The organism is Rhodococcus sp. 21391 (assembly GCF_016772255.1).
Classification (GTDB): Bacteria; Actinomycetota; Actinomycetes; order Mycobacteriales; family Mycobacteriaceae; genus Rhodococcus_F; species Rhodococcus_F opacus.
In genome coordinates this window covers 3,440,380-3,453,682 of the sequence record NZ_CP063781.1, presented here as the reverse complement: position 1 = coordinate 3,453,682, position 13,303 = coordinate 3,440,380, and the positions used below count along the sequence as shown (strand labels likewise).

Genomic DNA, 13,303 nt, shown 5'->3' with positions numbered 1-13,303 from the left:
ACCTGGGTCACCGGGTAGCCTTCTGACCATGACCTACGGTGATTCCGCTTCTCCCGTCGAGCGTCCGTTCGGCACCGTGTCCACAGCGATGGTGACGCCGTTCACCTCGGACGGAAAGCTGGACGTCGACGCCGGTGTCCGCCTCGCGGCGTACCTCGTCGACAACGGATGCGACTCCCTCGTCCTCGCCGGTACGACCGGTGAGTCGCCGACGACCACCGAGAACGAGAAGCTCGAGCTGCTCCGGGCAGTGATCGACGCGGTGGGCAACCGCGCGAAGATCATCGCCGGCGCAGGCAGCAACGACACCGCGCACAGCGTCGAACTCGCCCGTGACGCCGCCCGCGCGGGCGCGCAGGGCCTCCTCGTCGTCACCCCCTACTACTCGCGTCCGCCGCAGGCCGGACTGTTCGCGCATTTCACCGCCGTCGCCAACGCCACCGACCTTCCGGTCATGCTCTACGACATTCCACCCCGCTCCGTGGTCCCCATCGAGACGGAGACCATCCGGCGCCTCGCCGAGAACCCGCGCATCGTCGCGGTCAAGGACGCCAAGGGCGACCTCAACGCGGGCGCCGAGCTGATCGGCACCACAGACCTCCAGTTCTACTCGGGTGACGATCCGCTCAATCTGCCGTGGCTGTCGGTGGGCGCGACGGGATTCGTCAGCGTCATCGGGCACCTCGTGCCCGGCCGGTTGCGTGAACTGCACACGGCATTCGCGGCCGGTGACATCGCCCGCGCCCGCGCGATCAACCTCAGCCTGATCCCGGTCATCCGCTCGGTGGCGCGTCTCGGCGGCGTCAGCGCGTCGAAGGCGGGTCTGCGCCTGATCGGCCTGGACGTCGGCGAACCCCGGTTGCCGCAGGTGGCGCCCACCCACGATCAACTCGACCTCCTGGCCGCCGATCTGCACGCTGCGGGGGTGCTCGCGTGACCCGACCGCCTCGTCGTCGCAGCGCCAGCCGTCAGGCCGGTCCCCCTTCTCCCACCGCGAGCGAGCCGACCAAGGCGGCGCCCGTGGCCGCAGAGCCGCCGAAGTCGGCGCCGGTCGTCGCAGAGCCGCCGAAGTCGGCGCCCGTCGTCGCAGACCCGCCGTCGGCTCCGAAGTCAGCGCAGGCGAAGTCCGCGCCGGTGAAGACCTCCTCCACGAAGGGCGGCGCCGCCAACAAGTCGTCGTCCCGGTCCGGCAGGCGCGGCGGCGGCAACAAGCGTCAGGACGCCCGGCCGGCTTCGGTCGATCCGACGGCCCGGCTCGGCGCCCCGCCGAAGGCTCCGTTCAAGGGTCTGCGGGTGGTGGCGCTCGGCGGTATCGGCGAGATCGGTCGCAACATGACCGTCTTCGAGCACCAGGGCAAGCTGCTCATCGTCGACTGCGGTGTGCTGTTCCCGGAAGACCAGCAGCCGGGTGTCGACCTGATCCTCCCGGACTTCCGGCACATCGAGGACCGGATGGACGACGTCGAGGCCGTGGTCCTCACGCACGGCCACGAGGACCACATCGGCGCCATCCCGTTCCTGCTGCGCCTGCGGCCGGATCTGCCCGTGGTGGGTTCGCGGTTCACGCTCGCACTCGTCGCGGCCAAGTGCCGTGAGCACCGCCAGCGCCCCAACCTCGTCGAGGTCGTCGAGGGGCAGCGCACCGATCACGGTCCGTTCGAGTGCGAATACTTCGCCGTCAACCACTCGATCCCCGACGCCATCGCCGTCGCGATCCGGACCGACGCCGGAGTCGTGCTGCACACCGGTGACATCAAGCTCGACCAGCTGCCGCTCGACGGCAGGCTCACCGACCTCGCCGGCTTCTCCCGTCTCGGCGACGAGGGTGTCGACCTGTTCCTCGTCGACTCCACCAACGCCGAAGTGCCAGGCTTCGTCACCCCCGAACGTGAGATCGGGGGAGTGCTCGACAACGTGATCGGCAAGGCGAAGCAGCGCGTGATCGTGGCGTCCTTCGCCAGCCACGTGCACCGCATCCAGCAGGTGGTCGACGTCGCCCACCGGTACAACCGGCGGGTCGCGTTCGTGGGCCGGTCGATGGTCCGCAACATGCAGATCGCGCAGGATCTCGGATATCTGAGCGTGCCGGACGGCCTGGTGGTCGACATCGACACCGCGGCCAACCTGCCCGACGACCGGCTCGTCCTGATCTCCACCGGCTCGCAGGGCGAACCGCTGTCGGCGTTGTCGCGGATGGCCCGCGGTGAGCACCGGCAGATCAACATCCGGGCCAACGACCTCGTCGTGCTGGCGTCCTCGCTGATCCCCGGCAACGAGAACTCCGTGTTCGCCGTCGTCAACGGACTCGCCAAGCGCGGCGCCACCGTCGTCACCCAGCAGAGCGCGAAGGTGCACGTCTCCGGTCACGCGTCGGCGGGCGAGCTCCTGTATCTGTACAACGCGGTCCGGCCCACCAATGCCATGCCGGTCCACGGCGAATGGCGTCACCTGCGCGCCAATGCCGCCCTCGCGAAGGCCACCGGCGTGCCGGAGGACCGGATCGTGCTCGCCGAGGACGGGGTGGTGGTCGACATGGTCGACGGTCTCGCCGAGATCGTCGGGCAGGTTCCCGTCGGACACGTCTACGTCGACGGACTGTCCGTCGGCGACGTCGGTGACTCCACGCTGTCGGACCGGCTGGTCCTCGGCGAGGGCGGGTTCATCGCCATCAACGTCGTCATCGACGACCACACAGGACGCGCGGTCAGCACCCCCGAGGTGTCCGGACGCGGATTCTCCGACGACCCCACGGCCCTCAAGGACGCGGCGCAGCTGGTCGAGGCGGAACTCCTGCGCCTGGCCACCGAGGGCATCAACGACGCCCACCGCATCGCCCAGGCGATCCGGCGCGTCGTCGGCAAATGGGTGGCGGACAAGTACCGTCGCCGGCCGATGATCGTCCCGACCGTCATCGCGGTTCCGTCGGCCGAGGGCAAGTAGTTCTCCGGCAGGTAGATTCGGACGGGTGACCTTCGCCCGAGATGAACGCCTCGCCCTCGTCGACTCGATGGCCGAATTCGGTCCCGACGCCCCGACCCTCTGCGGGACGTGGACCAACCGGGACCTGGCCGCCCACCTGATCGTGCGCGAACGACGCCTCGACGCTGCCCCCGGCATCGTCGTGGGTCGGCTCGCCGGCTACACGGAGCGCGTCCAGAACGACACGGCGACGCGTCCGTGGAGCCGACTGCTGGACGAGGTCCGGTCGGGTCCGCCGATGTGGTCGCCGGTGTACTGGGTGGACGCACAGGTGAACCTGGGGGAGATGTTCGTCCACCACGAGGATGTGCGCCGCGCCCACGACGGCTGGGAGCCGCGGGTCCTGCCCGACGAGCGCCAGGACGCGCTGTGGGGTCTCGCACGCAAGGTCGGAAAGCTCGGCTACCGGCACGCCCCGGTGACGGTCGTGCTCGAGCGGCCGTCCGGGGAGCAGGCCACCGTCCGCAAGGCCGGTGCCGGCCGGGTGATCCTGCGCGGCGAACCGTCGGAACTCGCCCTGCACGCGTTCGGCCGGGACCAGGTGCGCATCGAGACCGACGGTGAGGCTGCCGACATCGACGCCGTGACCTCCCTCGACCGGGGGTTCTGAGGGCATTTCACCGCAGGTCCCGCCGTGTTACGGGTGTTGCGGATGGTCCGGAAGGTGCCGTAGCGACTAATCTGAGAACCATGGCAGGTAAGGCGAGCGCCCGCGGTTCGAGCACGACGACGTCCACGGCGAGGACGGGCGTGCGAGGCGGCTCGACCCCGTCCAAGCCCAAGTCCCGCACGACCCGGACGGTCAGTACTCCGCGTAAGTCCACCTCGCCGCGCGGCGGCAGCTCCCGCGGCGGCGCCCGGAGGCCCGCCGCGAAGAAGTCGTCCGCGTCCGGCCCCCTGAAGTCGGTGGGCCGGGGGATCGGTGCCGGCTGGTCGCTGATGGCCAAGGGCGTCGGGGCCACCACCCGCACCGTCGGCAAGGCTGCCGAGATCGAACAGGGTCACCGGCGCGACGGCATCGCGCTCGGGTTGATCGCGATCAGCGTCGTGGTCGCCGGCGGAATCTGGTTCTCCGCGGGCGGTCCGGTGGGCGAGTGGATCGAGACCGGAGTCCGTGCCGTGTTCGGTGGGGCGTCCGGCGTCCTGCCCCTGATCGGTGTCGCCGTCGCGGTGATCCTGATGAGGACCGAGCCGAAACCCGAGATCCGGCCGAGGCTGGTCCTGGGGTCGCTGCTGGTCGGTCTGCCCGCTCTCGGTCTCTGGCACATCGCGACCGGTTCGCCTACCGACGCCGAGGGCAGGGCACGCGGCGCCGGTTTCGTCGGGTACGCGGCGGGAGGTCCACTGACGGACGGCCTGACCGTGTGGCTCGCCGCGCCGCTGTTGCTGATGGCGGCACTGTTCGGTGTCCTGTTGCTGACCGGAACCACGGTCCGCGAGGTGCCCGGCAAGCTGCAGTCGTACTTCGGGACGTCGTTCGGCCGCGACCACTACGCCGACTACGACAGCGAGTACTACGAGGACGGCGAATACGACCCCACACTGTTCGACGCCGACGGCTACCCGGTCGACGACTACAAGACCGGGACTCGGGGTGCACCGGCCGACAACTATCCCACCGACGAGTACGACGTCAGCGATACCGCGAAGACGGAGGTGCTCGGTCTGTGGGAGACCGAGCCCGCCACGGAACCCGTGCCGGCGCCGGCGCCGAAACCGGCGCGTGCCAAGGCCAAGCCGGTCGTCGCCCCCAAGCCGGAACCCGAACCGGAACCGCTGCCCGACGTCGACAAGTTCGTGACCGACCGGGTCGTCGAGGGCGACTACACGCTGCCCCCGACGTCGCTGCTCATCGAGGGCGATCCGCCGAAGAAGCGCAGTTCCGCCAACGACGCGATGATCGAGGCCATCACCGAGGTCCTCGAGCAGTTCAAGATCGACGCGGCCGTCACCGGATTCACCCGCGGCCCGACCGTCACCCGCTACGAGGTGGAACTCGGACCGGGCGTGAAGGTCGAGAAGATCACCGCGCTCGCCCGCAACATCGCGTACGCCGTCGCCACCGACAACGTCCGCCTGCTGGCACCGATCCCCGGCAAGTCCGCGGTCGGCATCGAGGTCCCCAACTCCGACCGCGAGATGGTGCGCCTCGCCGACGTGCTCACGGCCCCGAGCACCCGCAAGGACCACCACCCGCTGGTGATCGGTCTCGGCAAGGACATCGAGGGCAACTTCGTCAGCGCCAACCTCGCGAAGATGCCGCACCTGCTCGTGGCGGGTTCCACCGGTTCCGGTAAGTCGAGCTTCGTGAACTCGATGCTGGTGTCGCTGCTGTCCCGTGCGACACCCGACGAAGTGCGGATGATCCTCATCGACCCCAAGATGGTGGAGTTGACGCCCTACGAGGGCATACCGCACCTCATCACGCCGATCATCACCCAGCCGAAGAAGGCCGCAGCCGCGCTGGCCTGGCTGGTGGAGGAGATGGAACAGCGCTACCAGGACATGCAGGCCAACCGCGTGCGCCACATCGACGACTTCAATGCCAAGGTGAAGTCGGGGGAGATCACCGCGCCGCTCGGCAGCGAACGGGTCTACCGGCCGTACCCGTACATCCTCGCCATCGTCGACGAACTCGCGGACCTCATGATGACCGCGCCGCGTGACGTCGAGGACGCGATCGTGCGGATCACCCAGAAGGCGCGCGCCGCCGGTATCCACCTCGTGCTGGCCACACAGAGGCCGTCGGTGGATGTCGTGACCGGTCTGATCAAGACCAACGTGCCGTCACGGCTCGCCTTCGCGACGTCGTCGCTGACCGACTCGCGGGTCATCCTGGACCAGCCCGGCGCCGAGAAGCTGATCGGTATGGGTGACGGGCTGTTCCTGCCGATGGGCGCAGGCAAGCCGACACGCCTGCAGGGTGCGTTCATCACCGACGAGGAGATCTCCGCGGTCGTCGATTTCAGCAAGAACCAGGCGGAGCCGGAGTACACCGACGGCGTCACCGCCGCCAAGGTCGGGGAGAAGAAGGACGTCGATCCCGACATCGGCGACGACATGGACGTGCTGTTGCAGGCGGTGGAACTCGTCGTCTCCAGCCAGTTCGGGTCCACGTCGATGCTGCAGCGCAAACTGCGTGTCGGGTTCGCGAAGGCAGGCCGCCTGATGGACTTGATGGAGACCAGGGGAGTGGTGGGTCCCAGCGAGGGCTCGAAAGCCCGTGAGGTGCTCATCAAGCCCGAGGAACTCGACGGTCTGTTGTGGTCGATCCGCGGCGGCGATCCGAACGTGGCCCCGTCCGACCAGGAGTAACCCCCGTGCGCGTGTCCGAAATGGGCGATTCTCGCGCAGTGTGGTTGAATGGTCACCGAATTGGAGGGGAGTATCCCCACCTCTGTGACTGCATCGTCAACACGATCGGCACCATTGCCGATCCGGTGCTGTCAGTCGCGCGGACAAGAGGTTCCGGCGCGGCGGGAGAGACCTCCGGTACCCGCTAGGTCTACCGGAGGTCTGTGTTCATGCATGTGTCACCGCTGGTCTGGGTCATCACCTGTGTGGTGATTCTCGGACTGTTCGTCTTCGACTTCTTCGCGCACGTGCGCACCCCGCACGCCCCCACCTTCCGTGAGTCGGCGTTCTGGTCGTCGGTCTACATCGGTGTCGCGATCCTGTTCGGCCTGGTCGTGATGTGGTTGTGGGGAAGTCAGTACGGCGGCGAGTATTTCGCCGGTTACGTCACCGAGAAGGCGTTGTCGGTCGACAACCTCTTCGTGTTCGTCATCATCATGGGAACATTCGCGGTGCCGCGGGAGTACCAGCAGAAGGTACTGCTGATCGGCATCGTGATGGCACTGGTGATGCGCGGCATCTTCATCGGGGTCGGTGCCGCGGCGATCAACGCCTACAGCTGGGTGTTCTACCTGTTCGGTGCGTTCCTCATCTACACCGCGTACACGCTGGTACGTGATCACGGGCACGAGAAAGAGGTGGAGGAGGAGCGCGACAGCAAGATCGTCGCCGTCGCGAAGAAGATCCTCCCCACCACGGACACCTACGACGGCGACAAGCTCGTCACGCGGATCAACGGCAAGCGCGTCGTGACGCCGCTACTGCTCGCGCTGGTCGCCATCGGCTTCACCGACGTGCTGTTCGCACTCGACTCGATTCCCGCGATCTACGGACTCACCCAGGAGCCGTACCTGGTCTTCACGGCCAACGCGTTCGCGTTGATGGGTCTGCGTCAGCTGTACTTCCTCATCGGCGGCCTGCTGGACCGCCTGGTGTACCTGTCGTACGGCCTGTCGATCATTCTCGCGTTCATCGGTGTCAAGCTCGTGCTGCACGCCCTGCACGAGAACACGCTGGGCTTCATCAACGGCGGCGAGCACGTGGCCGTACCGGAGGTGTCCACGGTGTTCTCGCTCGCCGTCATCATCGGTGTGCTGGCAGTGACCACCGTCGCCAGCCTTCTCAAGACGCGGAACACGACGCCGGTGAAGTAGGTCCGCCGGACGTCGTGCTCGAGGGTGTCCGGTGCTCGGCGAGTCAGGAACTGAATTCGCCGAGTACCGGAACCCATTCCACGATCCGCGAGGCCGCCACGAGTCCGTTGCGGGCGAACGGGTCGTGGGTGAAGAGCAGTTCCACGGTCTCCGCGTCGGCGGCGTCGACGATGATGAATGCGCCGCTGCCGTCGGCGAACGGGCCGGACGACACGACGGTCTTCCGCTCGGCGAGCTCACCGAGCCACTCGCGGTGGGCGGGGCGATGCTCGTCGCGTCCTGCGACGGTGTCGGCCGAATACGTGTACTCCACTACGAACAGGGACATGTTCTCGCTCTCTCGGGACGGGTTCGTCGAACAAAAATGGGATCAGGGCACTTCTGTCTCACGCACTGGGATTTCAGAGGGTGAGAAGCATTCGGGTATTGCCGAGGGTGTTCGGCTTGACATAGCTCAGATCGAGGAATTCGGCGACACCGGTGTCGTACGAGCGGCACATCTCGGCGTAGACCTCGGCGGTCACGGGTGTGCCGTCGATTTCGACGAATCCGTGCTTGCCGAAGAAGTCGACCTCGAACGTGAGAACGAAGAGACGCTCGAGTTCGAGTTCCCGCGCGACCTCGATCAACTTGGCCACCACGTGGTGTCCCGCACCCTGGCCCTTGGCCGACGGATCGACCGCGATCGTGCGTACCTCGCCGAGGTCGGCCCAGAGCACGTGCATTGCGCCACAACCGATCACGTTGCCGTCGCGTTCGGCCACCCAGAACTCCTGGACGGATTCGTACAGGGTCACGAGGTTCTTCTCGAGCAGGATCTTGCCGGAGTAGATGTCGATCAGGCGCTTGATCTCGGGAACGTCGGAGGTTCGTGCTCGCCGCACGATCAGCTGATTGTCGGCAGTGTCCGGCGTCCGAGAAGTCATGTCGTGAACATTAGCCAACGGCCGTACCGATATTCTTAGGCACGTGCCGGTACGACCTACGATTCCTCCCCACTCCCCGCTGCGTCCCGGGGTGCAGTTCTCCGCTGCGGTGCTCCGATGAGCACGCAGCGCGAGGATTGGACGGCCGCCGGCCAACCGGCGGCCCCGGACCCGTCGGTGGAGCCTGCGAGTGAGACGGTCGTACCCCTTCTGAACATCGCGAACATCCTGACGATTCTCCGGATCCTGCTGGTTCCGGTCTTCCTGGTCGTGCTGTTCGTCGGCGACGGACACTCGACGACGTGGCGCCTGATCGCCACCGGCGTGTTCGCCGTCGCGGCCATCACCGACCGGATCGACGGGCAACTCGCCCGCAAGTACGGCCTCGTCACCGATTTCGGCAAACTCGCCGATCCCATCGCGGACAAGGCGCTGATCGGAGCGGCCCTCGTGGGGCTGTCGATCCTCGGAGACCTGCCCTGGTGGGTGACGGTGGTGATCGCGGTCCGGGAGCTGGGCATCACGCTGCTCCGATTTGCGGTCCTGCGACACGCCGTCATTCCCGCGGGCCGGGGCGGCAAGCTCAAGACTCTCGTGCAGACGATCGCGATCGGCTACTACCTGCTGCCGCTGCCCGACGGGTTCGAGGTCGCCGGCTGGATTCTGATGGGCGCCGCCGTGCTGCTGACGGTGGTGACCGGGCTGGACTACGTCGTGCAGGCGGTCCGCCTGCGAGCCGGCGTGCACAAGGTCGAGGCGAACGCGAGCACCGGGGCATGACCGACCCACTGGTGGACGGCACGCGGGCCGGTGACCTGGTTGCCGTGCTCACCGACCGCGGCGAGACGGTGGCCACCGCGGAATCGCTCACCGCGGGACTGCTCACCGCGACCATCGCCGGAGTGCCCGGCGCCAGCAACGTGCTCCGCGGCGGGCTCGTCGTCTACGCCACCGACCTGAAGGCCACCCTCGCCGGGGTCGATCCCACCCGACTGGCCGCGGACGGGCCCGTGGCGGCATCCACGGCACGCGCACTCGCGGACGGGGCCCGCGCCCGCTGCGGCGCCGACTGGGGCGTCGGACTGACCGGTGTCGCCGGCCCCGACATGCAGGACGGACACCCGGTCGGCACCGTGTTCCTGAGCATTTCCGGGGCATCCGGAACGGTCGTCCGCGAGCTCGGATTGACCGGGGACCGGTGGCAGATCCGTAAATCTGCGGTGTCCGCCGCCGTGTCGGGACTCCTCGATCGTGTGCAGGAAACATCCGCAAGCTAAGGTCGGGAACCAATCGGTCCTGTTCGCGCGTTGAGATAGGCGAGACAGGTGACGGATGAAGGAGGAGCGAGATGGCGCTGCTATTGCGTGAGGCAATCGGTGACAGTCTTCGGCGTACGCGCGTTTCGCAGAGCCGGACCCTGCGTGAGGTCTCCAACAGTGCTCGTGTGAGCCTCGGATACTTGTCCGAGGTCGAACGAGGGCGCAAGGAAGCCTCGAGTGAGCTCCTGGCGGCGATCTGCGACGCGCTGGAGGTCCCACTCTCCGATGTGCTCGTCGACGTCAGCGAATCGCTGTCCGACGGTTCTTCGGCCAAGCGTGCGGACACCGACCGGCACGCCGTCGAATCCGCGCCCGCCGAGGCCCCCGCCGCGAGCGCACGACCGGGTTCGACGACCATCGCCCGCGACACCCGGGTGGTCATCCCTGCACCCGCGCAGGCGCTGGCTGCGGCGTAGCAACACACGTGCCGAACCGATAGATTTCAGTTAACCGCCGGGCTCGTTGTCGGCGGGGCAGACAGGCAGTCGGGGCGCAGCCCTTGTTCCGGTGCGTGACGGTCGCGTATCGGGTCGCGCATCGCGCGGCGCAACAGATGGAGGCAGGATCAAACCCATGGCTAATCCTTTCGTCAAGGGATGGAAGTACCTGATGGCGCTCTTCAATTCCAAGATCGATGAGAAGGCTGACCCCAAGGTTCAGATTCAGCAGGCGATCGAGGATGCGCAGCGCCAGCACCAGGCCCTATCGCAGCAGGCCGCGTCGGTCATCGGCAACCAGCGCCAGCTCGAGATGAAGCTCAGCCGGCAGCTCGACGAGGTGGAGAAGCTCAACGTCAACGCCCGTCAGGCCGTCAACCTGGCCGACCAGGCCCACGCCGCGGGCGACACCGAGAAGGCCATCCAGTACACCAACGCCGCCGAGGCGTTCGCCGCGCAGCTCGTCACCGCCGAGCAGGGCGTCGAAGACCTCAAGGCGCTGCACGACCAGTCGCTGCAGGCGGCCGCACAGGCGAAGAAGGCCGTGGAGCAGAACGCGATGGCTCTGCAGGCCAAGGTCGCGGAGCGCACCAAGCTGCTCAGCCAGCTCGAGCAGGCCAAGATGCAGGAACGGGTCAGCGAGTCGCTGCGCTCCATGGACAGCACCCTCTCGGCTCCCGGCAACACGCCCAGTCTCGATGCCGTGCGCGACAAGATCGAGCGCCGCTACGCCGACGCCCTCGGTTCCGCCGAGCTGGCACAGAACTCGGTGTCGGGCCGCATGATGGAGGTGCAGCAGGCGAGCATCCAGATGGCCGGACACAGCAGGCTCGAGCAGATCCGGGCCTCGATGAAGGGCGACGCCCTGCCGTCCGGCGGTGCCGCCAACGCGCCTGCGACCCCGGCAGCAAACCCGAACCTCGACAAGCAGCCGCCGGCAGCGGGCCAGGCCGGCTCTGCGTAGTAGCCGAACAGTATTCGCATGAGTTCCACCCGACGTGGCCGACCTGGACGCGCAGTCCGGTCGGCCACTGTCGTGTCCGGACTCGCCGGGATCCAGGGCGCGCTGCGTGACGCCGGTGAGTCCGTCGCGGACGCAGCGCAGAAGTGGCGCGACCCCCGGGAACGTCTGCTGCGGAAGAAGCGGCGGGCCAGGCGTCGCGCGAAGCGTTACGGCATCGTGTCCGGGTCCTCTGCCACCGGTGCCGCCGGTCTCGCTCTGATGGCCGCGCCGGAGTGGTCGATGCTGATGGCCGGCGGCGGCGCCGTCGTGTTCGCGGTCCCCGCCGTGCTGGCCGTCAGCCGATACCGCAAGCTCGACGCCGTGACGTTGCCACCGGGCCTGCCTGCCCGCCGGGTCCTTCCGGCGCCGTCCTCGGCCGCCCGCGAGCCGATGGAACGACTCGTGCACGGCGAGCGCGCACTGCACGGCATCCTCGGTGTGCTGTCCCGGTCCGGGACGATCAGCGGTGAGGACATCGAGGACACCCACGCCACGGCCCGCTCCGCGGCAGCCGCCCTGCAGGCGGTCGCCCTCGACATCACGTCCATGGAGGACGCCGCCCAGGGCAGCCGTGCCGCGGCCGCACCGCTCCACCGGGCGATCACCTCCGCAGCCGCGCAACTAGACGACGGCGTCGACCAGTTCGAAGAACTGGTGGCCGCTGCCGCCGAGGTCGCCGTTCCCGGAACCCCGAGTGCCGTCGGCGAACTGGCGTACGAACGTGCAGAACTGGTGTCTGCGACGGAAAAGCTCGCCGGCCTCGCGGCGGCTCTCGGTGAGATCGACGACATCGTTCGCCGCTACCGCTGATGTCGTCGATCGACCGGTCCGGTGACTTTCGGTACATCGTGTGGGGGAGAACCCTGATCTTTCCCTGATCTTTAGGCTGACCTGGTGATTACCCCGCTCCGCCGTGCCACGCTGGTGTGCGAACCCGATAAGTGGGGTCGACCAGATGTCGGGCGCAGAAATCGATCGGGGAGACGTGAGTGGAGGAAATCATGTTCTGGAAGATTGTTCTGGCGGTCGCGGCGATCTGGATCGCATTGGCGGTCGTCGGTGCCCTCGTCAAGGGTCTGTTCTGGATTCTCGTGGTCAGCGCCGTGGTGTTCGGCGTGTACCTGTTGATCAAGGCGATGTCCGGATCCGGCGAGAAATCGGACATCACGCGGAGCTGACAGGCATGCTCTACCCATGGAACCGGTACCCGAGGACTGGCATCGTGGGCTCGTCGTCGTCGCGCACCCCGACGACATCGAATACGGCGCAGCGGCGGCCGTGGCGCGCTGGACCGAGCAGGGCAAGGACATCCGCTACGTGCTCGCCACCAGCGGGGAAGCGGGGATCGCGGGCCTGCACCCCGCGGAGTCGGGCCCGCTCCGGGAGGCGGAGGAGCGGCGTTCCGCAGCCGTGGTGGGAGTGACCGACGTCGAGTTCCTCGGGTACCCCGACGGCACTCTCGTGGAGAGTCTCGCGCTCCGCCGCGACCTTGCGAAGGCGATCCGTCGTCATCGCCCGGATCTCGTGGTGACGGCGAACTTCGCGGACACGTGGGGGCCCGGCCAGCTGAACAGCGCGGACCACCGCGCACTCGGCCGTTCCGTTCTCGACGCCACCGCGGACGCCGCGAACGAATGGATCTTTCCCGAGCTGGGGGAGTCGGGGCTACCGCCGTGGCGCGGTGTCCGCTGGGTCGCCGTCAACACGATGACCCCCACCCACGCGGTGGATGTCACCCACACCGTGGATCGGGCGGTGCTCTCGCTGGCCGAGCACACCCGCTATCTCGAAGCGCTGAGCGACGTCCCGGTGGGGCAGCAGGCGAGGGCCCAGGTCGAGATGGTGACCGGGCCGCAACCGGGATTCGACGCCGAACGCGCGGTGGGATTCGAGCTCTACTTCTTCGGCTGAGGTCGCGACCGAGAACGAACGTGGCGACGCTCCGGTCTGGCAAAAAAATCCGACCCGGACGGAACACAAGAATTATCCGAATAATTGAGTGGTTGCCTTCTGCTTTTCTCCGACGCGCGGAATCTTGCTGTCGACTCGCCCTCTGATCGCGTCTGCGCTGCTCACATCCCCGAGGTCGAAGGAGTGGGGACGGCATCGTGCGAGCCTGGCGATGTGCTTC

Annotated in this window: 14 protein-coding genes; 12 read left to right on the top strand and 2 right to left on the bottom strand. The window is 67.6% G+C overall.

Annotated elements, in window-relative coordinates; genetic code table 11:
- Positions 1-28 precede the first annotated feature (28 nt).
- From dapA to GO592_RS16095, 5 genes are all read left to right on the top strand, one after another.
- Positions 29-937 (top strand): 4-hydroxy-tetrahydrodipicolinate synthase, encoded by a 909-nt coding sequence (gene dapA, locus GO592_RS16115; protein ID WP_005261164.1) that lies wholly within the window; start codon positions 29-31, stop codon positions 935-937.
- Positions 934-2,940, top strand: a complete 2,007-nt coding sequence (locus GO592_RS16110; protein ID WP_039950730.1) for a ribonuclease J — start codon at positions 934-936, stop codon at positions 2,938-2,940. The genes dapA and GO592_RS16110 overlap by 4 nt, the downstream gene beginning before the upstream one ends.
- 25 nt (positions 2,941-2,965) lie before the next feature.
- Positions 2,966-3,589, top strand: coding sequence for a TIGR03085 family metal-binding protein (locus GO592_RS16105; RefSeq protein ID WP_007296387.1), 624 nt, complete (start codon positions 2,966-2,968; stop codon positions 3,587-3,589).
- 80 nt (positions 3,590-3,669) lie between these two features.
- On the top strand, positions 3,670-6,294 hold the full coding sequence (locus tag GO592_RS16100) for a DNA translocase FtsK (protein WP_082324885.1): 2,625 nt from the start codon (positions 3,670-3,672) through the stop codon (positions 6,292-6,294).
- A gap of 209 nt (positions 6,295-6,503) precedes the next feature.
- Positions 6,504-7,487 (top strand): TerC family protein, encoded by a 984-nt coding sequence (locus GO592_RS16095; RefSeq protein WP_007296384.1) that lies wholly within the window; start codon positions 6,504-6,506, stop codon positions 7,485-7,487.
- A 43-nt stretch (positions 7,488-7,530) separates the two neighbouring features.
- Here the strand turns inward: GO592_RS16095 and GO592_RS16090 are convergent, their stop codons facing one another.
- Both GO592_RS16090 and GO592_RS16085 read right to left on the bottom strand, forming a co-directional pair.
- Entirely contained in the window at positions 7,531-7,815 is a 285-nt protein-coding gene (locus GO592_RS16090; RefSeq protein ID WP_005240736.1) for a YciI family protein, read from the bottom strand.
- 73 nt (positions 7,816-7,888) lie between these two features.
- Positions 7,889-8,413: an amino-acid N-acetyltransferase gene (locus GO592_RS16085; protein ID WP_005240737.1), complete on the bottom strand. Its 525-nt coding sequence runs from the start codon at positions 8,411-8,413 to the stop codon at positions 7,889-7,891.
- Between the two features lie 117 nt (positions 8,414-8,530).
- On the opposite strand from GO592_RS16085, the gene pgsA reads away from it, so the two are divergent.
- The 7 genes from pgsA to GO592_RS16050 all read left to right on the top strand — a co-directional run bounded on the left by pgsA (position 8,531) and on the right by GO592_RS16050 (position 13,083).
- Positions 8,531-9,193: a CDP-diacylglycerol--glycerol-3-phosphate 3-phosphatidyltransferase gene (gene pgsA, locus GO592_RS16080; RefSeq protein ID WP_007296382.1), complete on the top strand. Its 663-nt coding sequence runs from the start codon at positions 8,531-8,533 to the stop codon at positions 9,191-9,193.
- Positions 9,190-9,690 (top strand): CinA family protein, encoded by a 501-nt coding sequence (locus GO592_RS16075; RefSeq protein WP_007296381.1) that lies wholly within the window; start codon positions 9,190-9,192, stop codon positions 9,688-9,690. The genes pgsA and GO592_RS16075 overlap by 4 nt, the downstream gene beginning before the upstream one ends.
- A gap of 71 nt (positions 9,691-9,761) precedes the next feature.
- Entirely contained in the window at positions 9,762-10,148 is a 387-nt protein-coding gene (locus GO592_RS16070; protein WP_007296380.1) for a helix-turn-helix domain-containing protein, read from the top strand.
- 157 nt (positions 10,149-10,305) lie between these two features.
- Positions 10,306-11,133 (top strand): PspA/IM30 family protein, encoded by an 828-nt coding sequence (locus GO592_RS16065; protein WP_007296379.1) that lies wholly within the window; start codon positions 10,306-10,308, stop codon positions 11,131-11,133.
- Between the two features lie 18 nt (positions 11,134-11,151).
- A complete protein-coding gene (gene pspM, locus GO592_RS16060; RefSeq protein ID WP_237720369.1) occupies positions 11,152-11,982 on the top strand; it encodes a phage shock envelope stress response protein PspM in 831 nt (276 codons plus the stop codon).
- A 191-nt stretch (positions 11,983-12,173) separates the two neighbouring features.
- Positions 12,174-12,350 carry a hypothetical protein gene (locus tag GO592_RS16055; protein ID WP_007296377.1) on the top strand — a complete coding sequence of 59 codons (177 nt, stop codon included), beginning with the start codon at positions 12,174-12,176 and terminating at the stop codon, positions 12,348-12,350.
- A gap of 16 nt (positions 12,351-12,366) precedes the next feature.
- Positions 12,367-13,083 carry a PIG-L deacetylase family protein gene (locus tag GO592_RS16050; RefSeq protein WP_007296376.1) on the top strand — a complete coding sequence of 239 codons (717 nt, stop codon included), beginning with the start codon at positions 12,367-12,369 and terminating at the stop codon, positions 13,081-13,083.
- Positions 13,084-13,303: the final 220 nt, after the last annotated feature.

Coding starts and splice junctions, on each gene's coding strand:
- pgsA (WP_007296382.1), top strand. CDS start 8,531: ATGAGCACGCAGCGCGAGGATTGGACGGCCGCCGGCCAACCGGCGGCC.
- GO592_RS16090 (WP_005240736.1), bottom strand. CDS start 7,815: ATGTCCCTGTTCGTAGTGGAGTACACGTATTCGGCCGACACCGTCGCA.
- GO592_RS16065 (WP_007296379.1), top strand. CDS start 10,306: ATGGCTAATCCTTTCGTCAAGGGATGGAAGTACCTGATGGCGCTCTTC.
- GO592_RS16075 (WP_007296381.1), top strand. CDS start 9,190: ATGACCGACCCACTGGTGGACGGCACGCGGGCCGGTGACCTGGTTGCC.
- GO592_RS16085 (WP_005240737.1), bottom strand. CDS start 8,413: ATGACTTCTCGGACGCCGGACACTGCCGACAATCAGCTGATCGTGCGG.
- GO592_RS16100 (WP_082324885.1), top strand. CDS start 3,670: ATGGCAGGTAAGGCGAGCGCCCGCGGTTCGAGCACGACGACGTCCACG.
- dapA (WP_005261164.1), top strand. CDS start 29: ATGACCTACGGTGATTCCGCTTCTCCCGTCGAGCGTCCGTTCGGCACC.
- GO592_RS16055 (WP_007296377.1), top strand. CDS start 12,174: ATGTTCTGGAAGATTGTTCTGGCGGTCGCGGCGATCTGGATCGCATTG.
- GO592_RS16050 (WP_007296376.1), top strand. CDS start 12,367: ATGGAACCGGTACCCGAGGACTGGCATCGTGGGCTCGTCGTCGTCGCG.
- GO592_RS16070 (WP_007296380.1), top strand. CDS start 9,762: ATGGCGCTGCTATTGCGTGAGGCAATCGGTGACAGTCTTCGGCGTACG.
- GO592_RS16095 (WP_007296384.1), top strand. CDS start 6,504: ATGCATGTGTCACCGCTGGTCTGGGTCATCACCTGTGTGGTGATTCTC.
- pspM (WP_237720369.1), top strand. CDS start 11,152: ATGAGTTCCACCCGACGTGGCCGACCTGGACGCGCAGTCCGGTCGGCC.